This window comes from Koromonas soli, assembly GCF_059726265.1.
The window spans coordinates 3,770,033-3,791,438 of sequence record NZ_AP040872.1 but is presented as its reverse complement, the minus strand read 5'-3'; the positions used below and the strand labels follow the sequence as shown (position 1 = coordinate 3,791,438).

The 21,406-nt window shown below is 60.0% G+C and carries 21 protein-coding genes; 13 read left to right on the top strand and 8 right to left on the bottom strand.

Annotated features, from left to right (window positions below; genetic code table 11):
• Window positions 1-235 precede the first annotated feature (235 nt).
• The 10 genes from AC6IY8_RS16525 to AC6IY8_RS16480 all read left to right on the top strand — a co-directional run bounded on the left by AC6IY8_RS16525 (window position 236) and on the right by AC6IY8_RS16480 (window position 12,045).
• Window positions 236-1,993: a hypothetical protein gene (locus AC6IY8_RS16525; protein ID WP_497775707.1), complete on the top strand. Its 1,758-nt coding sequence runs from the start codon at window positions 236-238 to the stop codon at window positions 1,991-1,993.
• Between the two features lie 3 nt (window positions 1,994-1,996).
• A complete protein-coding gene (locus AC6IY8_RS16520; RefSeq protein ID WP_497775706.1) occupies window positions 1,997-3,094 on the top strand; it encodes an FxLYD domain-containing protein in 1,098 nt (365 codons plus the stop codon).
• 6 nt (window positions 3,095-3,100) lie between these two features.
• Window positions 3,101-3,952 (top strand): hypothetical protein, encoded by an 852-nt coding sequence (locus tag AC6IY8_RS16515; RefSeq protein ID WP_497775705.1) that lies wholly within the window; start codon window positions 3,101-3,103, stop codon window positions 3,950-3,952.
• A complete protein-coding gene (locus tag AC6IY8_RS16510) occupies window positions 3,949-4,488 on the top strand; it encodes a hypothetical protein (RefSeq protein WP_497775704.1) in 540 nt (179 codons plus the stop codon). Before AC6IY8_RS16515 ends, AC6IY8_RS16510 begins: the two co-directional genes overlap by 4 nt.
• Before the next feature lie 149 nt (window positions 4,489-4,637).
• Window positions 4,638-6,779, top strand: coding sequence for a tetratricopeptide repeat protein (locus tag AC6IY8_RS16505; protein ID WP_497775702.1), 2,142 nt, complete (start codon window positions 4,638-4,640; stop codon window positions 6,777-6,779).
• A 158-nt stretch (window positions 6,780-6,937) separates the two neighbouring features.
• Window positions 6,938-8,065, top strand: a complete 1,128-nt coding sequence (locus AC6IY8_RS16500) for a deoxyguanosinetriphosphate triphosphohydrolase (protein ID WP_497775701.1) — start codon at window positions 6,938-6,940, stop codon at window positions 8,063-8,065.
• Between the two features lie 24 nt (window positions 8,066-8,089).
• The gene (locus tag AC6IY8_RS16495) at window positions 8,090-8,818 is read left to right on the top strand and encodes a sulfite exporter TauE/SafE family protein (protein WP_497775699.1); all 729 of its coding nucleotides are present in this window, start codon (window positions 8,090-8,092) and stop codon (window positions 8,816-8,818) included.
• 414 nt (window positions 8,819-9,232) lie between these two features.
• Window positions 9,233-9,691: a hypothetical protein gene (locus AC6IY8_RS16490; protein ID WP_497775698.1), complete on the top strand. Its 459-nt coding sequence runs from the start codon at window positions 9,233-9,235 to the stop codon at window positions 9,689-9,691.
• A gap of 806 nt (window positions 9,692-10,497) precedes the next feature.
• Window positions 10,498-11,385 carry an OmpA family protein gene (locus AC6IY8_RS16485; RefSeq protein ID WP_497775697.1) on the top strand — a complete coding sequence of 296 codons (888 nt, stop codon included), beginning with the start codon at window positions 10,498-10,500 and terminating at the stop codon, window positions 11,383-11,385.
• A 105-nt stretch (window positions 11,386-11,490) separates the two neighbouring features.
• Entirely contained in the window at window positions 11,491-12,045 is a 555-nt protein-coding gene (locus tag AC6IY8_RS16480) for a methylated-DNA--[protein]-cysteine S-methyltransferase (protein WP_497775695.1), read from the top strand.
• Window positions 12,046-12,095: 50 nt separating this feature from the next.
• Here AC6IY8_RS16480 and AC6IY8_RS16475 read toward each other — a convergent pair whose 3' ends face one another.
• On the bottom strand, window positions 12,096-12,716 hold the full coding sequence (locus tag AC6IY8_RS16475) for a BON domain-containing protein (RefSeq protein ID WP_497775693.1): 621 nt from the start codon (window positions 12,714-12,716) through the stop codon (window positions 12,096-12,098).
• 172 nt (window positions 12,717-12,888) lie between these two features.
• On the opposite strand from AC6IY8_RS16475, the gene AC6IY8_RS16470 reads away from it, so the two are divergent.
• The 3 genes from AC6IY8_RS16470 to AC6IY8_RS16460 all read left to right on the top strand — a co-directional run bounded on the left by AC6IY8_RS16470 (window position 12,889) and on the right by AC6IY8_RS16460 (window position 15,049).
• Complete coding sequence (locus AC6IY8_RS16470; protein ID WP_497775692.1) at window positions 12,889-13,899, top strand: cation diffusion facilitator family transporter; 1,011 nt, start codon at window positions 12,889-12,891, stop codon at window positions 13,897-13,899.
• A gap of 13 nt (window positions 13,900-13,912) precedes the next feature.
• Window positions 13,913-14,341, top strand: coding sequence for a FixH family protein (locus AC6IY8_RS16465; RefSeq protein ID WP_497775690.1), 429 nt, complete (start codon window positions 13,913-13,915; stop codon window positions 14,339-14,341).
• A 162-nt stretch (window positions 14,342-14,503) separates the two neighbouring features.
• Complete coding sequence (locus AC6IY8_RS16460; protein WP_497778642.1) at window positions 14,504-15,049, top strand: REP-associated tyrosine transposase; 546 nt, start codon at window positions 14,504-14,506, stop codon at window positions 15,047-15,049.
• Window positions 15,050-15,162: 113 nt separating this feature from the next.
• On the opposite strand, the gene AC6IY8_RS16455 is transcribed toward AC6IY8_RS16460, so the two are convergent.
• The 7 genes from AC6IY8_RS16455 to rpsF all read right to left on the bottom strand — a co-directional run bounded on the left by AC6IY8_RS16455 (window position 15,163) and on the right by rpsF (window position 21,375).
• On the bottom strand, window positions 15,163-16,887 hold the full coding sequence (locus AC6IY8_RS16455; RefSeq protein WP_497775688.1) for an ATP-dependent DNA ligase: 1,725 nt from the start codon (window positions 16,885-16,887) through the stop codon (window positions 15,163-15,165).
• Between the two features lie 66 nt (window positions 16,888-16,953).
• Window positions 16,954-18,162 carry a DUF4097 family beta strand repeat-containing protein gene (locus AC6IY8_RS16450; protein WP_497775687.1) on the bottom strand — a complete coding sequence of 403 codons (1,209 nt, stop codon included), beginning with the start codon at window positions 18,160-18,162 and terminating at the stop codon, window positions 16,954-16,956.
• 64 nt (window positions 18,163-18,226) lie between these two features.
• Window positions 18,227-19,141, bottom strand: coding sequence for a HEAT repeat domain-containing protein (locus tag AC6IY8_RS16445; protein ID WP_497775685.1), 915 nt, complete (start codon window positions 19,139-19,141; stop codon window positions 18,227-18,229).
• 18 nt (window positions 19,142-19,159) lie between these two features.
• The gene (locus AC6IY8_RS16440; protein ID WP_497775683.1) at window positions 19,160-19,756 is read right to left on the bottom strand and encodes an RNA polymerase sigma factor; all 597 of its coding nucleotides are present in this window, start codon (window positions 19,754-19,756) and stop codon (window positions 19,160-19,162) included.
• A gap of 189 nt (window positions 19,757-19,945) precedes the next feature.
• Window positions 19,946-20,410: a 50S ribosomal protein L9 gene (gene rplI / locus AC6IY8_RS16435; protein ID WP_497775681.1), complete on the bottom strand. Its 465-nt coding sequence runs from the start codon at window positions 20,408-20,410 to the stop codon at window positions 19,946-19,948.
• Window positions 20,411-20,448: 38 nt separating this feature from the next.
• Window positions 20,449-20,814, bottom strand: a complete 366-nt coding sequence (rpsR, locus tag AC6IY8_RS16430; protein WP_497775680.1) for a 30S ribosomal protein S18 — start codon at window positions 20,812-20,814, stop codon at window positions 20,449-20,451.
• A 90-nt stretch (window positions 20,815-20,904) separates the two neighbouring features.
• Window positions 20,905-21,375 (bottom strand): 30S ribosomal protein S6, encoded by a 471-nt coding sequence (gene rpsF / locus AC6IY8_RS16425; protein WP_497775678.1) that lies wholly within the window; start codon window positions 21,373-21,375, stop codon window positions 20,905-20,907.
• Window positions 21,376-21,406 lie beyond the last annotated feature (31 nt).

The window sequence follows — 21,406 nt, the reverse complement described above, 5'->3', positions numbered from 1 at the left end:
CCACTGAGTCTTGGGATGCAGAGAAGCAGCCAAGCGTCTTCTCACGTCTTGCGGGAACGCCCTGATATTTGAGAACTCGCAAATTCGGCCCTGAAATCTAAGGCCCGCTGTGTGAATCAATCCCGAGGTGCATCCAATTTCTGAGCAGGGCTAGAACGTGATTTCTCTCGCCTTGGCGGTAAACCCACGAGCAACTCTGGGAATCACATACTGTTCGTAAGCCGGAGATGATCCATTGATCCCGAAGTCATTGACTGCTCAGAATCGCGCAATTCCTTTGTTGGTAATCCTGCTGCTGGCACTTGCGGTTCATGGCCCGCTGCTTTTGATGCAGTTGCCGGCGAACTCCTACGACGCCACGACGCACATCTTCTTTGCCAGCCACTACGCTCATCACTGGTTCTCGCCGTGGAATGAGAAGTGGTTCGGCGGAATGTCGCAGACAACCTATCCGCCGCTGACGCACCAGTGGATCGCGTTGTTTTCGCACATCTTCGGGCTGACGGGCGCGTACATGTTCGTGCAGATGGTGGTGATTCTGCTGTTGCCCGTAGGAATGTATCGCTACGCCAAGCTCTGGGTGCCCGAGCGCGAAGCGAGCTACGCGGCAGTCGCGACCGTTTTTCTCGGATCGCTCTCCATGCTCGTTTACCAGTCGGGACAGTTGCCGACCCTGACCGCGGCCTCGCTCACGTTGAACGCGCTGCCGTTTTTCTACCGCTGGTCGCGCGACGGCGGAATGCGCGACCTGCTGAAAGGCGCGGCCATCTCCATGGCTGGCGCGGCGGCGCACCACGTGACGTTCCTGTTTGGCGCCGTGTTGTTCGCGCTGCCTGTGCTCTGGTTGAGCCTGATTGACCGCAGCGAGAGCGAGCGCAAGTCATCGGCTGCGGCGGTGTTCGCCCGCGCCTTGGTATTCGGCGCCATCATTCTCGCGGCGGCCGTGGTGGTGCTGCTTCCCTACTTCATTTCGTTGAAGCAGAACCCGATCAATCAGCTACCCATTCCCCACGGCTCACGCGACAACTACATTCTTTCGCCGCATAGCGGCATGAACTTCTGGATCATCCCCATGGGCGCGCTGATCCTGGCCATCCCCTACATTCTCATCAAGGGATCGTCGGAGCGCCGTCTGCGCCCGCTGCTTTTCGGATGGTATTTGACCGCCCTGCTCGGACTTGGCGGCACCACTCCGGTTGGCCGCCTGCTTCTGGGACGCGCCTATGAAGTATTGACCTACGAGCGCTTCACCTTCTGGGCGACGCTTATGGCGCTGCCCTTCGTCGGACTTCTCGCCGCATGGATGATCGACCGCTGGGGCCGCCGTGGAATTGTCGGCCTCGGCGTCGCCGCCGTTTACAGTTGTGCGATGGCCGTGGCCTGGGTGGTATTCAACCCCATCAACACGGGCGAACTGCGCGTGCAGCCGGTCATCGATTTCCTCAATCGTGAAGAGCACTCGAAGTATCGCTACATCACGCTCGGCTTCAGCAATCAGTTTGCAAAGGTTTCAACCTATGCCAACGCAGGCAGCCTCGATGGCGATTACAACTCGGCGCGACTGTTGCCCGAGTTGACCGCCTACGGCGCGGGCCAACTCTATAACTCGAAGTACTATGGCACGGCGGGCATGGAAGCCTTACGCGCCATCCTGAAGCATGCCGACCAGTACGGACTGCGCTACATTTTTGTGCGCGACCGCTTCTACGAGCCGCTGCTGGCTTTCGCCGGATGGCGGCAGACGGAAAGCTATGACAACGGCGCCATCACCTTGTGGACCAAGGACGATGTGCCGCCCGCCAAACATATCGATTTCGGCAACGCGGTGCCTCCTGTGTGGCAAGGCATCATGTGGGGCCTGGTGCCGGTGGGCGTCAGCCTGTTTGCCATATTCATCGTGCTGATGCCGGATCGCCGCCGTCGTTACTCGGAGACCCTCGAGTTCCCGAGCACAGCCAAACCCAGCGAAATCTCCATGCGGGGAGCTCAGTAGAAAATGAGCAAATTCATTCTGCCTGTTGTCCTGATTATTGCTGCCGCCGCCCTTGTGGCCACGGCCACCATGAACTCGCCCAAGCTTACCCCGGCCACCACGCCGGAAGGTGCAGTGCTCGCGCTGATGAACCGCGTGAAGACCCACGACACGGACGGCGCATATCGCTACGTCGCCAAGGCTAGCGATACCGCACTGCAGGATTTCGCGCGCGACATCTTCGGACAGGAAGGAAATCTGCGCACCTACTCCTCGCTGCAGCAGTTTGAAACCAAGGTGTTGCGCGAAAACGATCAGGAAGCCACCGTGCGCGCCAAACTCGAGTGGGCCTCCGCCGTCGGAGCCGTGTACGACGTGCGCGACCTCAAGGTCGTCCGCGAAGACAATAGCTGGAAGGTGATGTGGCCGGTGAAGGCTCGCGCTAAGGTTCCACCGCAAGTCATCCCGGTAAACTACCTGCGCTGGGACATCGTGACGCGCGGCTCCGATGATGACTGGGGCGCGCAGAACGTGGAAGCTCCGCACGTGCGCATCATCTCCATGAATCCGGTGGAGAAAGACGGCAGCTTCATCCTGCTTGGTGAAATCGAAAACGAAGACACCGTTCCCGCGTTCGTCTCCGTCGCAGCCACGCTCATTGGACAGGACGGACAGCAGATCGCACAGGAAGAAAGCTTCGACAAGATCAGCCACGTGCTGCTGCCCAAGGAAATCTCGCCATTCCGCATCGACTTCCCCAACATGAGTCGCTCGCGCATCAAGAGCGTGCACATGCAGCCCAACGCCATGCTGGTTCCGGCCTCGGCCGATCCTGTCATGGGAGTCATGCACCAGGCGCTGCAAAAGGACGCGCGCGGACGCACCGTGCTTACCGGCGAGTTGATGAACCAGAGCGGACAGACCATCAACATTCCGCACGTGCTCGCCACCTTCTATGACAACTCGGGCAAGGTGATCTGGGTTTCCGACGGCTATGTCGATCAGGCGCTCGCGCCGCAGACGCCCGTTCCATTCAGCGTTGACGTGCGTAACGACCTGGCAGCGCAGATTCACAGCTATCGAGTCACGGCCAACCAGTACAGCCGCGACCGCGTGCAATAGACCGACATGAATTCACTCAGGCGCACTCTCACCATCGGCGTTCTCTGCGCGGCTTCTACTCTGTCCGTGGCGCAGATGAAGTTCTCCGGCTCGGGGCAGGCTGGCGCGGACGCCACCCTGCAACTTCCCGGCTCGGGCTCCGCCACCTTGTATCTATTTGGTCCCGGCAGTGCCTCGAAACGTACGGTGCAGCGCGGCAACGTCACCATCCCCGGAGACGAGCTTCGTGTCGCAGGTGAATACACGGCCATCGTCGATGGTCAGCGTACATCGTTTTTTGTGAAGGCCGCACCGCTCGGTAAGATTTCGTTCATCACTCACCCTTCGCGAGTGCCTGCCGCCGCCCAGGGAGCGATCATCGGTTCGGCATTTCTCTTTGATCAGTATCAGAACCTCGTGCTCGCGCCTACTCCGGTATCATTCCGGCTTGGAGTCGAGGGCGCCGCGGCGGAGGAACGCAAGGTCACCGGAAAAGATGGCATCGCATGGGTGCAGATGAATTCCGGACGCCGTGGCGGCTCCGCACAGTTCATCGCCAGTTCCGGAGACGTCAGCGTGCGCCGTGTCGTGCAGCAAGTCGCCGCCGACCCCTGCCGCATTCGCATGAAAGCCTCGCGCGCTCCTGATGGCAACATCCTGGTTGAAACCGATCCCATTCAGGATTGCTCCGGCAATGCAGTGCCTGATGGAACCATCGTCACCTTCACCTCGGTCGATGCCGCAGGCCGCAGCACGGTGGATGCCCGCGTAAAGCGCGGCTTCGCCCGTGCCGAATTGCCCTCCTCGCGCTCGGCAACGCTCTCGGTAGCCGCTGGAGTCGTGCTCGGAAACGAAATCCACTGGGGAGGCGGCGAATGATCAGCGACATTAAGAAGATGAACCCGCTCCGTGCTTCGCTAGCTACGCTCGTACTACTTGGCCTCACTGCGGCTCCGGCCTTATTGCGTGCGGCCTCTCCTGCTCCGCTTACCTCGTTCGAGGCGGGCAGCGTTTCGCCGCGTCCCATCGAGGACACCACCTCCATCTCCGTGCAGCGCGATTACGCCCACGCCTGGAAGTCGCTGGTCTCGGCGCTTCAGGAGAACCGGGCCGACCTGCTGAACGAAAACTTTACCGGCACTGCCCGCCAGCAATGGCAGGACGCGATCCAGTCGCAGAAGCAGAACGGGCTTAATCGCAAGATTATCGACCACGGCCACCACGTGCGCGTCACCTTCTACTCGCTCGACGGCTCGGCCATGCAAGCCACCGATATGGCCGACCTCGAGATTCAGTATTGCGATGGCAGCAAAGTGCTCTCGACCGAGCGCGTGCAGGCGCACTACCTTGTCGTGTTGACCCCGGCGGAAAATAGCTGGAAAGTTCGAGTCCTGCAGCAGGTTCCGTCCGCGTAACGGCCGGGCGCGGGATTTCGCAAATCAGGAATGCTGGATACCCGTCTTCGCCGTTGGGTAATGGGTATCCTGTACTGTTTATTGACCTAGAATAGAATTTGCTTCGGTAGAAAGTCCCAGCGCATCCAAGTACCATTGGCTTGGTGAACATGAAAATACTTCGTAGCTCGCTCCTTACCGCCCTCCTGGGCACTTCGCTAGCAGCTTTCGCTCAACAGCCCGCGAGCACATCGCAGCCGACAGAGCCTGCCGGAACTCCCGCGCAAAAGAGCGCCCCGTCGGCGACGAAGCCGGACGCGAGTTCTTCCACCACGGCGGCGGCCAAGCCGGCCAACCGCGCCGACGCCTACTACCACTTCCAGCTCGGACACATGTACGAGGAAATGGTGGCCGTCACTGGCCGCGCCGAGTACGCCTCCAAGGCGGTGGACGAGTACAAAGCCGCGCTCCAGGCCGATCCCGGATCGCCCTACCTCGCCTCTGCGCTGGCCGAGCTCTACGCCCGCACCGGAAACATCCGCGAGGCAGTGGTCGAGGCACAGGACGTCATCAAGCGCGATCCTGACAATCTCGACGCGCGACGCCTGCTCGGACGCATCTACCTGCGTTCCATCGGCGACCTGCAGGGCGGCACCCAGAACGACACCGAAACAATCCTGCACCTGGCCATCGAGCAATATGAGCAGATCGTTCGTCTCGATCCCTCGAGCATCGAGGACCACCTGCTGCTTGGCCGCCTTTATCGCCTGAATAATGACAGCGCCAAGGCCGAAGCCGAGTTCCGCACTGCCGTCAAGCTGCAACCCTCCTCCGAGGATGCGGTCACGACGCTCGCCCTGCTCTACAACGAAGAGGGCGACAGCAACCGCGCACTGCAAATCCTGAACTCTGTTCCCGACAACGACCGCTCACCGCGCATTTACTCCGTGATGGGCTACACCTACGAGCAGAAGAAGGATTACAAGAACGCCATCGCCGCCTACCGCAAGGCCGTCAACCTCGATAAGGACAATCTCGACGCCGTGCGAGGGCTGGCGCAGAACCTGCTCAACGACAACCAGACCGACGCCGCGCTCGAGCAGTACAAGGCCATTGCCGAAGCCGATCCGCAGGACGCGCAAACCCTTCTGCACATTTCCGAGATCTACCGCCGCGACGGGCAGTTTGAAAAAGCTCTCGACACCCTGAACAAGGCTCAGGCCATTGCGCAGGACTCGATGGAGATCCAGTACAACCGCGCTGTCATCCAGGAATCGCTTGGCAAGTTTGATGAAGCCGCTCACTCCCTCGAAGACCTGCTGTCGCGCAGCGAAAAGTCGAACGGCATCTACTCGCCCGCCGAACGCAACAATCGCGCCATCTTCCTCGAGCGTCTCGGCACCGTTTATCGCGATCAGAACAAGACGCAGCAGGCAGTAGATACGTTCCGCAAGATGACCGAACTCGGCGACGAGTCCACCACGCGCGGATACCAGCAAATCATCGAAACCTACCGCGACGCCAAGAACTGGCCCGCCGCCACCGCTGCCGCCCGCGAAGCCGTGCAGAAGATTCCCAAGGATCGCGGATTGCAGATGGTGCTCGCCGGACAGGAAGCCGACAACGGTGAAGGCGACGCCGCCATCGCCCGCGTAAAGGCCATGCTCGGGGGCAATCCTGCCGAAGACCGCGAGGTCTGGATCGCGCTTGCGCAGATGAACAGCCGCCTGCGACGCTACTCCGAAGCCGAGAAGGCGCTGGCCAAGGCACTTGAGCTTTCGAGCAAGCAGGAAGAAAAAGACTACGTCAACTTCATCGCCGGCTCCGTCTATGAGCGGCAGAAGAAGTACGACGAAGCCGAAAGCTACTTCCGCAAGGTTCTGGCCGACGATCCTAAGAACGCCGCCGCGCTCAACTATCTCGGATACATGCTTGCCGACCGTGGCACGCGCCTCGAAGAGGCGCTCTCGCTCATTCGCCGCGCCGTCGCGCTCGATCCGCAGAACGGCGCTTACCTAGACTCGCTGGGCTGGGTCCACTACAAGATGGGCAAGTACGATCTCGCCGAATCCGCTCTGCGCAAGGCCATCGATCGCATCGACAACGATCCCACCGTGCACGAGCACTTGGGCGACGTTTATCAAAAGACCAATCGCCTGAAGCTCGCCGCCACACAGTGGGAGCGCTCATTGCAAGAGTGGAAACGCACCGTCTCCGCCGAAGTCGAACCCGAAGACGTTGCCAAGATCCAGAAGAAGCTCGACGGCGCCAAGGTCAAACTGGCCCGTCAGCAGGAAAGCGCCACCAAGTAACCACTCAGCATTTTGCAAACAGCCGCCAGCCTCGTGCTGGCGGTTTTGTTTGCGCTCACTACTCTCCGTGGCCCATTCAAGCCCTCTTTTGGCTTGAGTGGGAGAGCACACTGCCTCCGGTCTCCGATGCTCTTCCCCGCAGTGCTACACTTGCCTGCATGCTCGCCTCCTACGCAGTGCGGGTCGAGTCCTCGCTCGGACGCCGCTATCCGGAACCGCCGCATCCCTATCGCGACGACTTCCAGCGCGACCGCGACCGTATCATCCACGCCCGCGCCTTTCGCCGCCTTGAAAACAAGACGCAGGTCTTCACCAACCGGCGCTCCGACCACTTTCGCACCCGCCTGACGCACACCATCGAGGTCGCGCAGATCTCGCGCACCATCGCCTCCGCCCTCGCGCTCAACGAAGGACTCGTCGAAGCCCTCGCGCTCGTGCACGACCTCGGCCACCCGCCCTTCGGACACTCCGGCGAGCGGGCACTCGATCTTGCCATGCGCGAGTACGGCGAGCGCTTCGACCACAACCTGCACGCCCTCCGCATCGTCGAGCAGTTCGAACAGCGCTACGCATCGCACCCCGGCCTCAATCTCACCTTCGAGGTCCGCGAAGGCATCATCAAGCACTCGCACGACTACGCGCCCGCCGAGTATCCCGAGCTCGCCGAATACCTGCTCGACCAGCGGCCTCCGCTCGAAGCCCAACTCATCGACCACACCGACGAGATCGCCTACAACACCGCCGATCTCGATGACGGCTACGAAGCCCGCCTGCTCAAGCTGGACGAAATCCGCCGCGAAGTCGCCATCTTCGACCGCTTCTACGGGCAGGTCGAACGCGAATACACCGCCGTGCGCGACAAGCTCAAGTTCAACGAGGCGCTCAAGCGCATGATGAACCACCTTGTCACCGACCTCATCGACAACACCCGCGCTCGCATCGATGCCGCCGCGATCCGCACCGTCGAAGACGTCCGCCGCCACCCCGAGCGCCTCGCCGCCTTCAGCCCCGCGACCGACGACGAGCGCGCGCAATGCAAACAGTTCCTCTACCGCCACCTGTACCACAGCGAGAGCCTGCGCCCGCAAAAAGCCGACGGAGAGCGCGTCGTGCAGGACCTGTTCCGCTACTGGATGGAGCACCCACTCGACCTGCCCCCCAGCTATCAGCGACAGATCGAGTCCGAATCTCGCGCCCGCGTCATCTGCGACTACATCGCCGGCATGACCGACAACTACATCCTCGACCAGTACAAGAAGGTCCGCGCAAAGGCGATGACGTTATAAGGCGACCCATCGAGGTAGGCGGAAATGCCCGAAGCGGTTCGGTTACTGGCGCTCGTTGCCGTGGCTTTCGTCGCTGCGATGCTGGCAGCAGTCACAGGTTTCGGCGGAGCCGCGGTGCTGCTTCCAATGCTTGTGCTGGTGTTCGGTGTCCGGGAAGCGATCCCGATCCTCACCGTCGCACAGCTCATTGGCAATGCCAGCAGAGTGTGGTTCAACCGTCGGCAGCTTGATTGGAAAGTCGTGGCCTGGTTTGCTTTGGGCGGAGTGCCCACCGCCATCGTCGGCGGAATGCTGTTTGCGCGCGCTCCCCTTGCAGCGCTGACGAGAATCCTGGGTGTATTCCTGATCCTCACCGTCGTATGGCGGCATCTTCGCTCAGCCACCGAATGGAAGCCGCCGTTAAAGGCGTTCGCCGCGATCGGTGCGGTATCCAGCTTCTTATCTGCACTTCTAGGAAGCGTTGGGCCTTTGATGGCTCCCTTCTTTCTCGCCTATGGTCTTGTAAAGGGCGCATACATTGGAACGGAAGCATTGGCAACGGTAGTGATGCACCTCGCCAAACTCGCCGCCTACAAGCACTCCGCCATCCTTCCGATGCACGCCGTATTGGCTGGCTTAGCGCTCGGACCGGTCATGATTGGAGGGTCGTTGGCAGGAAAGCGAATTGTGGATCGCATACCAGAGCATACCTTCGTCCTCATCATCGAACTGACACTTCTCGCAGCAGGAGTGTTGTTCATTGTGAACGGATGAAAAGTACAAGCGGCAGTTTGTGTTGATCTGTTTACGGCGATCAATCCTTCGCCAAGGAATTCCCGATTCCGGATAGTGAGTGAAAAGCCCTGTTATCGTCCGGTAGTGAGTCAGTTTGGAATTGTCAGGATTGCGCTCTCCGCTCGGCTAGTTCAAACTTGCAGAATGGGAACCTACTACAAGCCGAGCCAGTGGCGCGGTAAGCGTCTGGTATATCGTTCAACTGACCCCGCCGAACCTAAACGGGAGAACGTTAAGGCCATCAGGTTTCTAATCGGCTGCGTCATCGGGTTCGCAATCGTTTGGCTTGTTTCCAGATGGACACAGTAAATCCTCTAACCAATTTCCGAGATACTGAGCTACTTGCCCCGTTTTGTGCAGCAAAATTGAGTTACGCTCTGGGTTATGGTGTCGATGATCGAAGAATTCCGATCACTGCTTGGAAGGCTTCTGGCAGAGCTTCCCGAAGGTACCGCCAAACTCAATGTGTCTCGCGCTCCGAAGGGCGATGGCACAGTCATTGAGATGCTCCCTGTTTATCAGCAATCTGCCTCGTTCGGGGTACACGTCGAGGATGGTTTTGATCTTGTGGACTTCAGTTTTGGACGAATCGGAACCTGGGAACTGCCCCAAGAGGGCAGAAACCGCAGGGCGCGTGTGGAAGAACTGCTCATGGAAGTCGAACAGATGTCTAGGGCTGTTATGGGAGGGAAATGCGAGGAGATCCGAGGTCTGTTTTCACTGACTAGTAAGATTTACGTCGATGGACACACTTACCAAGTAGTGGACTTGCCGATGCTACCGATACCTCCGTTTGGGGCACGGAGCTATGCGCCTTACGTTCCCGGCCCCGCTCATGATACTTCCCGATAAATCGTCAAGTAGCTCAGTATCCCGAATCGGGCAGCCGCTTGAGTGCGGAAGCTTGCGCGAGATCAGTCAGTTCCAGAAACCAACGCAAGTTTGACGCGAGAGAAAACTTCCGGTAAGCCACCACGTCAGGACGTCCGCATCATCTCCTCTAACCCTAAATAGACTCGACGCCAAGAGTTGTGGGCAGATTACCTGTTCAACATCCCCATGCGACTCGCTATGCCGTCCTGGGGTTGTAATGCTGTCCCTGTTTCAACAGCTAACGGCTGTCAACGGACGAGGCTCCTCAGCCGCAGCACAACTTCCTTCGCTCCTGGGCCGGGATCAACCCAAATCACCACTAGCATCAATGCGCAGAATATCGGGACGAGCAAAGCCAGTGTTTTTAGAATGCTGAGTCCTAAATGGCGCAGCATTATCGCAGCTATAACGACGATGGGAACGATCATCCGCTGATACCACTCGCTCACATGACGCCCCATACCTAAGCTCTCCAAAATTCTCATGGATTGTAATGCTCAAGTCTGGAAGAGGACATAACATCGTCTATCCCGTGATCCGCTCCAGCGCCAGCGCGTACTCGCATCCAGAGCTGAGGCAAGTGACTTCATCCCCCTCCCGCTCTGTAATTCTTACTCACCCATCCCCGATTCCTACCTCTCCTTCGATCTACTCTGCTTCCATTCTGACTGAAAACAATCGACTTACCTGTACTTTCAGTTTGGCATCTGAACTGTATTAGCAAGAGTGTCGCGGTACCGCACAGGGTAGCCTGAAAAGCGGATCAGCCCGCCGGAGGAATGCTAATGAAAAACCGTTTCCTGTTTGCCTTGCCCCTGGTTGCCACACTTGCCCTGCCGGTCGTTGCGCAGCAAAGCAACCCCGTCCCCGATCAGCAGCAGCCCGCAGCCCAGACGCAGACGACGACTGATGCCAACTCGCCCTTGGCCAATCCCGACAAGCAGCTTGAGCCGCTTCAGCCCGCGCCGCGCGAAGGTTTCTGGGGCCGCATGAACCCCTTTGCCCGCAAGAAGTACGTGCAGAAGCAGCTTGCCCCGATCCGCGATCGCGCCAACGAGCTCGATGAACTCACCGCCTCCAACGCCCGCATGCTGAAGGACGTCGATGCCCGCGCCACCGCCGGAATCCAGCGTGCCGACCAGCACGCCTCGCTTGCCGACCAGCACGCAACCGATGCTGCCAACCGCGCCAACACCGCAAACCAGACCGCGCAGCAGGCCAGCACTCATCTGCAGTCCGTCTCGCAGGTCGTTGCCAACCTCGACCAGTACCAGAGCGCGAATCAGGTTGAGATCCGCTTCCGTCCCGGCGCCACCGTGTTGAGCAAGAGCGCCAAGGAAGCTCTCGATCAGCTCGCCGAGACCATGAAGGATCAGAAGGGATACGTCGTTGAAGTTCAGGGCTTTACCCCGGGACGCGGCGCCGCCTCCATCCAGCAGTCGCAGCACCTGGCCGATGCCGTGGTCCGCTACCTGGTCATCAACCACCAGATTCCGGTCTATCGCATCTATGAACTCGGACTTGGCAATGCCAAGCTGGCTAGCGCTTCCGACGACACCACCAAGCACGCTCGCGGCAGCCGCGTGGAAGTCACGCTGCTCAAGAACGGCGTAAGCGACTTGGCTCAGCAGTCGGCTGCGCAGACCACGCCATCGATGTCTCAGCCTCAGTAACACGAGAGGCTGCAAGCAAGAGGCGCGGGCCACACGGCTCGCGCCTTTTTCTGTGCCCACCCGCATTACGACCCTCTTGCCTTTCATGCTATCTTTGGCCAGTCGATGCTATTTCCTGAGCCATCCGAATTCTTCTTCACCGCCGGGTACGACTCTCCGGTCGGCCACCTCGATCTCGCCATGAGCGAGCGGGGTCTCGCCATACTCGCCTTCAAGGGACACTGGATCGCACCCCACGGCACCAAGGACGTTCGCTGGATCGAGGAGCCCGAGCGTTTTCGCGATGTCACCCGCCAGCTCGACGAATACTTCGCCGGAAAGCGCCGCAGGTTCGACTTGCCGCTCGATCTGCGCGGCCCCGCCTTCCACGTGCGCTGTTGGGAAGCTCTTCTGCGCATCCCCTATGGCGAAACCTGGTCCTACGCGCAGCTTGCGCAGGAAGTCGGCTCGCCCTTGGCCTCGCGCGCCGTCGGACAGGCGAATCACCACAATCCTGTGGCCATCATCGTTCCCTGCCACCGTGTCATCGCCTCCAATGGCACCCTTGCCGGATTTGGCGGCGGCCTGCCCGCAAAGGAATTTCTGTTGCGACTCGAAGGGGCTCGCTTTCGTCCCGCAGCCCCCGAACAAGCCAGCCTCTTCGGCGAACTCGCCGTCTAGCGCGCATGAAAAATCCCCGGCCGCAGCCGGGGAAAATTCAGGAGGTATGTTCACTTCTTCTGTGCGGAGACACTCTTCACCACATCGACCTTGTCGATAACCTTGCGATTCCACGCATAACTTTGCGCCAACCTCACAGCCTGCAACCGCTCTTCGGTTCCCATCGCCTGCCCCTGTACGGTCACTGAATCCCCATCTACATTCACCTTGATCGCCGAGCCCGCAAGCTTCGGATCGCGAGCCAGCGCATTGGCAATTTCCGTCTGCAGCGCCTGGGCATCGCGCGTGTCATTCAGCGCCCACTCGGGACGCGTCGGAATCTTCTTCGCCGGAGCCGCTGGTGCCGCTGCCGTTTCCACCGGAGCGGGCTCAGGAGCTGCCAATGCCGCCGGCTTTGTCTCCACGGGAGCCGCTTTCGGTTTGGCCGAAACGCGCTTGATGCCGGCAGCTTTCTTTGCCGCTGGTTTGGCCGGTGAGCTCTGCTGTTCGGCGGTCTTCAGTGCTGCCTTTGGTTGCGCCGGAGCTGGCGTGGTTTCGACCGCTGCCGGACGCGTCACCTTAGTTTTGGGCTGGGCTTTGCCGTTCGTCGGCTCAATCACAATCTCCTGCGAGATTGCTCTGGCGGAAAACGCCGCTACGGCCAGAACCAGCACCAGAGATCGCTTGCCCAAATCCTTGCTCCCTATCGCGTTCGCCATTCCGCGAATCGCGTCGTCCTATATCTGAGATGCCGGACACGCCCCCATCGCTGCCCTGAAGTTTTGCCCTGCACGCTTTGCTCATCCTGCGAAATTTGCCGTCCCCCATACGCTGACTCAGGGCAACTTCGGTTCGGCAGTCTTGATGAGTAAGCTGGCCCGCCGTAAACTCCAATGCATGCATTCGCACGCCGGGCACTCGCACGCCCATGCTCATCCGCCGCTCAACAGCCGCACTCTACGCCTGGCGCTTGGCCTCACCCTGGCGTACATTCTGCTGCTGCTGTTCGCCGGATTCCGAGCACACAGCCTGGCGCTGCTCTCCGAGGCAGGACACAACACATCGGACTTTTTTGCCCTGCTGCTCTCCTGGCTTGCTGCCTACTTTGGCGAGCGCCCCGCCTCCAGCACCAAGACCTACGGATGGCGCCGCGCTGGTGTGCTGGCGGCCTTCGTCAACGCCATCAGCCTGATCGTGATCGCCGTCTTCATCTTCTACTCGGCCATCCAGCGGCTCTATCATCCCGAGCATGTTCACGCAGGCCTGATGATGTGGGTGGCCGGGGCCGGTGTCCTGCTCAACGGCGCGATCACGCTCATGCTTCTCCGTGGCGCACGCGATCTCAATCTGCGTTCCGTGCTGGTGCATGAGATCGGCGACACGCTCTCGACCGCCGCCGTCATCGCCGGAGGCTGGGCCATTCTCGTCACGGGACAGAGCTGGATCGACCCCGCGCTCTCCATCGCCATCTCTGCCATGGTCCTGTGGTCTTCCATCAGCATCGTGCGCGAGAGCCTCAATATTCTGCTCGAGGGCGCGCCAAGCAACATGGAACTGGAGGTCATCGAGTCCGAACTACGTGCCGTCAAAGGCGTGCTTGACGTGCACGATCTCCATGTCTGGAGCATCGGCAGCGACACCCACGCGCTCTCTTCGCACATCACCATCGCCGACATTCCACCCTCGGCCAGTAACGCCATACTCGAAGAGCTACGCCACATGCTCGCCGACCGCCACCACATTCACCACACCACCATTCAGTTTGAAAGTGCCAACTGCGAGCTCCAGCATGGATGCATCCTGCCCGTCCACCACGAGCACAAGCACGACCACATGCATGAAAGACAACAATCGCAGGCGGGAAATACTAATTAAAGGAAGCAAGCAGATGCGTTGTTCGACTTATACCGTTGTCGCCGTTGCTGCTCTCACCCTAACCTTCGCCGGATGCAAATCCGAATCGACCATGCCGCCCAGCCCCACGGCCATCATCGATAACACTCGCGACAAACTTGCCCCCTTCCACTTCACGCTCACCACCGACCCCACGCCACCCAAGTACAACTCGCCGATCATGCTCAAGGTTCACGTCCTCGACGCCGCCAACCAGCCCGCCGATGGGGTCACCCTCAAAGCCGACGTCACCATGCCCGGCATGGACCACGGCGCCCAGCACATCACTCTGAGCAACCGAGGCGGCGGCGACTACGAAGGACAAGTGAGCCTCGAAATGGCTGGCCCCTGGGACGTAAACCTCACCGCCACCCGCGACGAAAAAACCCGCCAGCAGCAATTTAAAATCCAAGTCGGCGGCTAGATTTTTAACCCCTACATAATGTTTTTTGACAGGTGGCCCACTCAACGCTCTTTTCGTTGAGTGGGGCTTTTGAGTTGGACTTTCACCGCCCTCATATGAACTTGGATTCGGCAAGATACGATTCTCTTGCTTAGCCTCACTCCTGCCATTACTCTTTTCTTCATGCCATGGGGGCTCAAGCGTTTCCACGAATCACAACAAACGCACTTCGTTACATTCTCCTGCTATCACCGTCGTGAGGTATTCATCACCCCCGAGGCAGCGCACATCTTCGAAGACGCTCTCGAGCGCGTTCGGCGAATGTATCACCTACACATATATGGCTATGTTGTCATGCCGGATCACGTTCATCTACTGCTCGGCGAACCTGCGAGAGAAACGCTGTCCGTGGTCTTGAAGAGCTTGAAACAGGGTGTTTCCCGACAACTGGCAGTGGGGCATCTTTGGCAAAAACGATATTACGATTTCAACATTCGAGATCGTGAGCAGTTTTCAGAGAAGCTGCGCTACATCCATCGCAATCCCGTAAAGCGTGAACTCTGTGAGCGCCCTGAAGATTGGGTGTGGAGCAGCTTTCGACACTACGCGACCGGTTTTGCCGGCCGCGTTCAGATCGAATCCGAGTGGGCCGCGAAAACCCGCGAGCGTGCGTCTGGACATCTTTCCCCTGCAGTCGAACTACCCCACTCAAGCCAACAGAAGGCTTGAATGGGCCACCGATTCATTTCACATTCGGGTGCCCCACTCAACGCTCTTTTCGTTGAGTGGGCTGTTTGCATCACACCCAATCCTTTGAGTGATTTCGATTACGCCCACACTACTCACGACGCCAACTTCGTCTCCGCGTCCTGCCGCTCGTAGATCTCCCGCACGCGCTCCAGCGTATCAATCTCGCTCGCCGGCTTGTCTTCCCTTAACCTCACAATCCGCGGGAATCTCAGCGCGAAGCCGCTGTTATGGCGGTCCGAACGCATCACCGCGTTGAACGCCACTTCGATCACCACCGCGGGCTCCACATCGCGCACATGGCCGCGCTCGCGAATCGTGTGCTGCTCAAACCACTCCGTCATGCGCAGGATTTCTGCGTCCGTCAGCCCTGTGTATGCCTTGCCCACGTTGAGCAACTGCACGCCATCGCGCACTGCAAACGTGTAGTCGCTCAACACCTGCGCGCGATGCCCATTGCCATACTCAGCCGCCGTCACCACCACGTCGAGCGTTGCAAGCTCGCGCTTCAGCTTGAGCCAGTTCTTCCCGCGCCGCCCCGGAGTGTACTCCGACGCGGCTTCCTTAATCATCAGCCCTTCGTTGCCTCGCGCCTGTGCCGCCGTGAACAGCTCCTCCATGTGCGCCGAAGAATGCGCTTCTACATTCGGCGCAAGCAGGATGCGATCTTCCGCCGCGTGCGTCTTGTCGTCTTCCTCAAACGGCAACAGCGTCGGAAAAGCCTGCGACTCCGGCGAAGCCTTGCGACCTGCAAAGAGCGATTGCAGCAGCTCCTTCCGCTCCCGCAGCGGACGATGAATCGTCAACTCTCCGGCCAGCGCCAGAACATCGAACACAACATACGAAACCGGAATGTCGCGCTGCATTGCCGCCGTTACGCGCTTGCGCCCCAGCCGCTTTTGCAACTCGCGAAACGGCCTCGCCCGCCCGTTGCTCCACGCCAGAATCTCGCCGTCGAGCACCACGTCCTCCTGAAAGGTCGCAAGCGGCGCTGTCAGTTCCGGGAACGATCCGCTGATCTCATCCAGCGTGCGCGAGTAGATGCGGACCTTGCCGCTCAAGGTCTCCACGTGCGCCTGCGCGCGTATGCCGTCGTATTTGTCTTCGATAATCGCGTCCGAGAACTCCGCGAATGCCTCCTCCGCATCCGCCGCCGGAGCGGCCAACATGAAGCCAATCGGATGAAACAGCCGCATGCGCGCATCCTGCAATCGATGCTCGGCCGCGAGCAGCAAGGTTTCCGCTGCATCGCCCGTCAGCATTGCCGTGCGCTTCACTGCCGCCAACTCCGCGCCGTAGGCCTTCGCGATGCCTTCTTCCACCAGGCTCTCCTTGAGCCCGATGCGCATCTCGGCCAGCATGATTTTGACGACGTATTTCGCCTCCAAAGGCGAGCACTGCGACAGCAGCGCGTTCAGCAGCGCCAGCTTCGGAGCTGGTCCCCGCGCCTCGGCCAAAGCATCGAAGCTCCCCGCCAGTTGCTGCAGGATCAACTCTCCGCCGCTCTCAGCACGCGCATGGAAAACCTCTTCCGCCGCGCTGCCCAGATCGCGATGCTTGCGAAAAGCCTCCGAAAGCGCCGCGTCGTTTCCCGAGACTTCGACCAGTGCGCGCCACAGCAGGTTTCCGCCCACCTGCAGCGTTCGCTCCTCCCACGCAGCAAATGGACGCCCGCCAAGATATCGCGCCGCCAGTCCCGCCTCTGCCGTCGGCAGCCCGCTCAGATACGCGGCAACAATCGACACCTTCTCGCTCTTGCGCGACGTGGCACCGACCGCTTCACACACCTTGGCGAAATTAGAAATGGAATCCGGCTTCACGCAGCTTTGGATGCGTCGCGCCAGCAGAGAGATAGCAATGTGTAGAGGAGAGAATGCCCAGCCAGACTAGTGGGCTTTGCGAAGTTCGATCTGGCCCATCATCGTGCGCACCTGCACTAGCGGTCCGCCTCCGTGGATGGCTCCTTCTGCGGCGATGCTGCGCGGCCCGTATTGCGCGAGGCCATTAGAAATCTTCAGACTTGAGAAATCGCTCACAATGCGCTTCGAAGGACTGCCGCCCGTAACCGCCTGCACATTGCCCGGCGTGCCACCGTGAAAGAACACGATCACATCGCCCATCGAGGTCACCAGTTCCGACTCGCGCATCTGGTTGCGGTTGCCGATAAACTCGGCCGTGATGCGCCCCATTCCGGTGTGCGCCTGCGCGCCCTGCGACAGCTTCCAGAGCTCAATATTTCCCAACGCCGTGTTGGCCACTACTCCGCTGTGTGCCACGCCCACGCGGATCGAGCCGCCACCGGTTTCGGCCGTCACCGAGCCGCCCATCTCGCCCAGGTTGATGTTGCCTCCGGCGGTGCGCACCAGCAGCGAGCCAAGACAGCGCACCACTTCAATGTTGCCGCCGCCCGACTGTATGCGCGCCTGATTGATCGCCTTCAGCCAGATGTTTCCACCCAGTGATGAAATTTCCAGATCGCCCGTCGATGCATCGACGCGGATATCGCCACCGCCCGTTTGCAGAAACGAATCACCAAGCCTGCGGTTCACAATCACCGAGCCGCCCATAGTGACGGCCTTCAGCTCATCGGCCTCATCCAGCTCGATGTCGCCGCCATGCGTGCGCAGCTCAAGGTGGTTCACTTTACCCTGAATCGTGATCTTGCCTGCGAGCGTATCGACATGGATCTTGTCCATGTTGCCGGGCACTTGCACCGTCAAATCCGCGCGAAGCCCCAGATCAAGCGGCCCCACTGTTTCGATCACGCTCTGGCCGCCTTTGCGCAGCATCATCAGGCGATAGTTTGCAAACTGCTTGCGTGCGGCCGCTTCCTGCGGCTCCTGCGAATGCACGCGCACAGAGTAGCTGCCCGTCTTTGCGCCGGTGACAACACGCACGGAGCCCAAGAATCGCGTCACGGACAAAGCTCTGTCGCTGGTAAGCGGGCCCGAGTGCTCTTCTACCCAGCCGCGCCCTTCGCGCTCCATGTGCTCATCGGCGAGCGCCGGGAGAACGAGTGCGAGCATCAGCAACAGGCACCCTGCCTGCAAACGACCTCTGCTGATTTTCACCGTCTGGCCTCGCGTTCTGAACATTGGAAACTTGCTCCACCGTTGGCCAGATTGTTCTTCGCTTCGTTCATTGATAAATGTCTATCTGTTATTGATTTTCTGCGGACTGCGCGAGCAAACGTGCCGACTCCTGCCGCACGAATTCATTCGGATCTTCTTTAGACAACTGTGTCAGCGCTTGCCGCACGCTCGTATCGTCCCGCACCGCGCCCAGCGCCTTCAACGCGCCCGCCCGCACGCCCGGATTATTGTCATTCAGCAGCGACTCCAGCATTGCATTGCGTACGCGGATATCCTGCTTCACCATCGGTGCCAGTGCTTCTTCGGCCTTCAGCCGCACACCGGGATTGCTGTCTGAACGCAGCGAATAAACAAGGCTTTCGCGCACAGCGGGATCATCCGGCGTTTGCCGCAGTAGATCGACCGAGTTGATGCGCAACCCCGAGTCCGCCGTGCTGCGCGAAGCCATCACCAGCAGGGCCTGAATCTGCGGATCGTTCACCGAGCCCTGCACCGTCTCCGGCAGCGCGCGCTCATAATCGATGCGCACTCGATCCGTTCCCGGCTCTTTCACAATGTTGCGAATCCCGGCAATCGAGGCTTCCTGCTGCTGCGCCGCGCCGCTGCGCAGCGCCGCGTTCATGTGATACATCGTGCCAATACCGCCGCCAAAGCCAACCATGAAGATCACCGCGGCCAGCGCGGGAGAGAACTTGACCTGCCGCCACAGCGCCATCGGGTCCAGTGTCCAGCGCCAGCCGCGACGTTTGGGTTCGGTCTCCAGCGCGCGCGAAAGCTCGATTCGCGCCGAAGCCAACAGGTTGGGGGTCACCTCGAGCTCCGGCACTTCGCTCATCACGCCATGGAAAGCCCGCATTGCCTGCAACTCAGCCGCACACTCGGCGCAGCGATCGGCGTGCGATTCCAGCTCGTGACGGGCGTCATCAGCCAGCTCGTCGTAAAGGTACAGCGCGATGTTTTCCCGAACCCAGTCGCAATTCATGTTTGCCTTCTTTACTTCTTACTTCATGTCAGCCAGGGCTGACCGTAACTTCTGTGTAGCGCGGAAGAGCGTGTTCTTCGCCGTCTCTTCCGTTGTATTCAGGGCCTCGCCAATCGTGCGTAGCTTCAATCCCTGATAGTGCTTCATCTCAAACACCATTCGCTCCCGTGGACTCAGCTTCGTGAGTGCCTTTGCGATCCGCGTACCCAGCTCGCGCCGCATCAAGTCCTGCTCCGGACTCGCCGCTGCCCGCTCATCGGGAACCTGCTCCAGGAGGTCGAACTCTTCGCCATCCGAGCTGACCCGCACCGAGGGGTCTTCCTTCCTCACCTGCTTGCGCCGGAGATAATCCATGCACAGGTTCGAAACGATCCGGTAAATCCACGTATAGAAAGAACATTCGAACCGGAAACTGTTCAGGTTGCGATACACCTTCAGGAACGCTTCCTGGTAGATGTCTCTCGCCTCCTGCTCCGAGCCCGTCAGATGCAGGGCCAACCGCAGTACTGGCTGATCGTACTGGCGCACGAGTTCTTCGAACGCCGCATGGTCTCCATGCTGCGCCGCGCGAATCAGTTCGGCGTCATTTACCCGGCCCGGGCCTTGCCCCACCATGCTTTCCTCTGGGGATCTCTGTCTTTGCCCGATACCCGGCGACTCCGAACCTGACCGCATTCGGCCAGAGTACGTTGCTACAAGGTTGGACGGAACAAAGTACAGTACGTTAGCAATCTATTTTGCAGTTCTGAATAAAGAAAGGCCAGCGCCCTCGGACGCCGGCCTCTCACTTACCTTAAACCAAAGCTACTCGGCAGCTGCTTCGCTGTCCTGCTTGGTCACCGTGACCTTGATCTGCACCGTGACTTCCTTGTGCAGCTTGACTGGCACGTTGAACTCGCCCAGCGACTTGATCTGCTGATCCAGCTCGATCTTGCGGCGATCAATGTTAAAGCCGCGGCCTTCCAGCTCATGCGCGATGTCAGCCGAGGTAACCGAACCGAACAGCGCGTCGTTTTCGCCCGCCTTGCGGACAAAGTGCAGGCTGACGCCGTCGAACTGCTTTGCCAGCAGCTCGGCATCGCCCTTTTCCTTCGCCAGCTTGCGCACCGCGGCGGCCTTCATCTGCTCGATGACGGCCTTATTCGCCGCCGTCGCCTGAACCGCTAGCTTCTTGGGCAGCAGGTAGTTGCGGCCGTAGCCCTCGGCTACGTTGACCACTTCGCCGCGCACGCCCAACTTGGCAACATCTTCTTTCAGAATGACTTCCATGACTCAATCCCTCTCTAGTTTCAGCCGTGCGCCCAGGCTCAGTGGCCGGCGGCAAACGGCAGCAGAGCGATGTTGCGCGCCTGCTTGATGGCCTCGGTAACGCGGCGCTGGTGCGGGGTGCAAACGCCCGTCAGGCGGCGAGGAACGATCTTGCCGCTCTCGGCAACAAAACCGGAAAGCAAGCGAACGTCCTTATAGTTGATGTTGTCGATCTTCTCGGTGCAGAATTTGCAAACCTTCTTGCGCCGGAAGAACTTGCGGCCACCATCGCGGCCCGTGGCACCGGGGCGTCCGCCCTGGCGCGGTCCCGACGAAGAACGGGGACCCGAGGGACGTGCTGCGGCATCAGGTGCCGCTGCTTCGGACTTTTCCGGAGCTGCCTGTTTGGTGCTCTCGTCTGCCATAACTCTCCTTGTTGGCGCCCACGGCGCCTGAACTTATGTTCCGAGCGCGACCTATCGCGCTCTCCGCCACCTCGTGAGAGGGGCGCTTGCCTACACAGTCGCCGGAGGAACTTCCGCCGGAGCTGCTTCCGGTGTTGCTTGCGGCGCTGCTTGAGAAGTCTCCGCCTGGGCTGCGACTTCGGCTGCCTGAGCTGCCGCTGCCTGACCCTGCGTTCCCTGGCCTCTTACCTTCGAGTCGCGCAGCTTCTTGACCTTCGCCAGCCGCTTATCTTCCTCGTCGGTGCGCACGGTGATGAACTTGATAACGAGTTCCTGCACGCGCAGACGGCGTTCCAGTTCCTTCAGCACCGAGCCGGGGCCTTCCACGAAAGCCAGAACATAGATGCCGTCCTGGAACTTCTTCACCGTGTACGCCAGGCGACGCTTGCCCATGCGTTCAAAGCCAGTCACCTTGCCACCCGTTGCGGCAACGTTGGTCTCCATCGTCTGGAGGAGGCGCTCGATGTCCTCCTCGGGTGTATCGGGACGAAGGATGAACATCACTTCATATTTGCGATCCATCTGTTCTCTCCTGGGCTGCGCTTGCGCTGGC

Coding starts and splice junctions, on each gene's coding strand:
- AC6IY8_RS16470 (WP_497775692.1), top strand. CDS start 12,889: ATGAGTAAGCTGGCCCGCCGTAAACTCCAATGCATGCATTCGCACGCC.
- AC6IY8_RS16485 (WP_497775697.1), top strand. CDS start 10,498: ATGAAAAACCGTTTCCTGTTTGCCTTGCCCCTGGTTGCCACACTTGCC.
- rpsF (WP_497775678.1), bottom strand. CDS start 21,375: ATGGATCGCAAATATGAAGTGATGTTCATCCTTCGTCCCGATACACCC.
- AC6IY8_RS16505 (WP_497775702.1), top strand. CDS start 4,638: ATGAAAATACTTCGTAGCTCGCTCCTTACCGCCCTCCTGGGCACTTCG.
- AC6IY8_RS16495 (WP_497775699.1), top strand. CDS start 8,090: ATGCCCGAAGCGGTTCGGTTACTGGCGCTCGTTGCCGTGGCTTTCGTC.
- AC6IY8_RS16460 (WP_497778642.1), top strand. CDS start 14,504: ATGCCATGGGGGCTCAAGCGTTTCCACGAATCACAACAAACGCACTTC.
- AC6IY8_RS16445 (WP_497775685.1), bottom strand. CDS start 19,141: ATGAATTGCGACTGGGTTCGGGAAAACATCGCGCTGTACCTTTACGAC.
- AC6IY8_RS16450 (WP_497775687.1), bottom strand. CDS start 18,162: ATGTTCAGAACGCGAGGCCAGACGGTGAAAATCAGCAGAGGTCGTTTG.
- rplI (WP_497775681.1), bottom strand. CDS start 20,410: ATGGAAGTCATTCTGAAAGAAGATGTTGCCAAGTTGGGCGTGCGCGGC.
- rpsR (WP_497775680.1), bottom strand. CDS start 20,814: ATGGCAGACGAGAGCACCAAACAGGCAGCTCCGGAAAAGTCCGAAGCA.
- AC6IY8_RS16500 (WP_497775701.1), top strand. CDS start 6,938: ATGCTCGCCTCCTACGCAGTGCGGGTCGAGTCCTCGCTCGGACGCCGC.
- AC6IY8_RS16515 (WP_497775705.1), top strand. CDS start 3,101: ATGAATTCACTCAGGCGCACTCTCACCATCGGCGTTCTCTGCGCGGCT.
- AC6IY8_RS16440 (WP_497775683.1), bottom strand. CDS start 19,756: ATGGTGGGGCAAGGCCCGGGCCGGGTAAATGACGCCGAACTGATTCGC.
- AC6IY8_RS16520 (WP_497775706.1), top strand. CDS start 1,997: ATGAGCAAATTCATTCTGCCTGTTGTCCTGATTATTGCTGCCGCCGCC.
- AC6IY8_RS16490 (WP_497775698.1), top strand. CDS start 9,233: ATGATCGAAGAATTCCGATCACTGCTTGGAAGGCTTCTGGCAGAGCTT.
- AC6IY8_RS16480 (WP_497775695.1), top strand. CDS start 11,491: ATGCTATTTCCTGAGCCATCCGAATTCTTCTTCACCGCCGGGTACGAC.
- AC6IY8_RS16465 (WP_497775690.1), top strand. CDS start 13,913: ATGCGTTGTTCGACTTATACCGTTGTCGCCGTTGCTGCTCTCACCCTA.
- AC6IY8_RS16510 (WP_497775704.1), top strand. CDS start 3,949: ATGATCAGCGACATTAAGAAGATGAACCCGCTCCGTGCTTCGCTAGCT.